The 1,024-nt window shown below is 39.1% G+C and carries 2 pseudogenes; both read left to right on the top strand.

Annotated elements, in window-relative coordinates:
* Window positions 1-223, top strand: a pseudogene (locus AMS66_RS33190) (ABC transporter ATP-binding protein); the annotation flags it as partial.
* A gap of 330 nt (window positions 224-553) precedes the next feature.
* Window positions 554-646 (top strand): annotated as a pseudogene (locus AMS66_RS31725) (IS5/IS1182 family transposase); the annotation flags it as partial.
* Window positions 647-1,024: the final 378 nt, after the last annotated feature.

Here is a 1,024-nt window from a genome sequence, read left to right as displayed (position 1 = left end):
CACAAATAGCACTGGAGAAAGCCATTGAAGACTATAAAGGTGCAATTCTCATGATTTCTATTCTGTTGTAAATGGTATGGATTATGTTTTAATCATTGACGATAAAACGATTAGAAAAATGAGTATGCAAGAATTTAGAGAGATGATTTATGCTAGCCATTTTGATAAAGACTATTTAGAAACTGAACAAAAGAAAAAATCAGTTGAAATGAAAATAGTGCTTTGAATTACACACTCTGATTGAAATGATTACAAGAAAGTGAATTCAGTTACAGCGAATAGGGCTAAAGTGAATTAGTCCGAGCTCAACGATGAAACATGATGTTGGTGGAAAAGTATCAATAAAAAAGACACTGATGAATAGAATCTGAGTGTCTTTTTACTGCATTGATTTCTTGATAGCTCTTGCCGTGGTCAGTGGGTCACTTATTATTAAAAATCTTTCTTAACACATTTTTGGCCATAGCAATCTGTTGAGGATCTTTCTCCCAGAGACTCTTGTGTTAATCCTCTTTTTTTCTCAGGTCACGAATACGGGCACCGACCTGAAGACGAAAAAAAGGGGGGGAACAAGAAAGCGATCGGACGTTCCCGAGGTGGATTAAGCACAAAAATTCATGCGGTAGTTGACGCGTTAGGAAATCCACGCGTTTCGACTTGACCGGAGGCGGGTCCGAGCTAAAGAGCTGCAATTAATTGATTAACAAGCCAGGAAGCGAACGTTGTCGTTCGCTTTTTTTGTTTTTTTCTGCCGCGTACTACTTTAGTAGGACTACAAACTCCTAGTATTTGAGCTAAGATGTCATGTAGCGGATGAATTCAGATTTCACATTGGAACAAGAATGGAGAGTAAAAATGAAGTTATCGTTAAATTGGAGAAAGCTTGTGCTTCAGGTGTTATCTTCGCTCCTGCTGTTGAATTTGATCATTCCTATTCATTCTCAGAAGGTGGAAGCCGCACAAAGGGGAATTGAAAGTCGGATAGTGAAAATTGCTGCGGGAGGGTCTCATTCCCTGGCGCTGA

Source organism: Paenibacillus xylanivorans, assembly GCF_001280595.1.
Classification (GTDB): domain Bacteria; phylum Bacillota; class Bacilli; order Paenibacillales; family Paenibacillaceae; genus Paenibacillus; species Paenibacillus xylanivorans.
The sequence above is the reverse complement of the archived record's forward strand: the minus strand, read 5'-3'. Positions and strand labels throughout refer to the sequence as shown.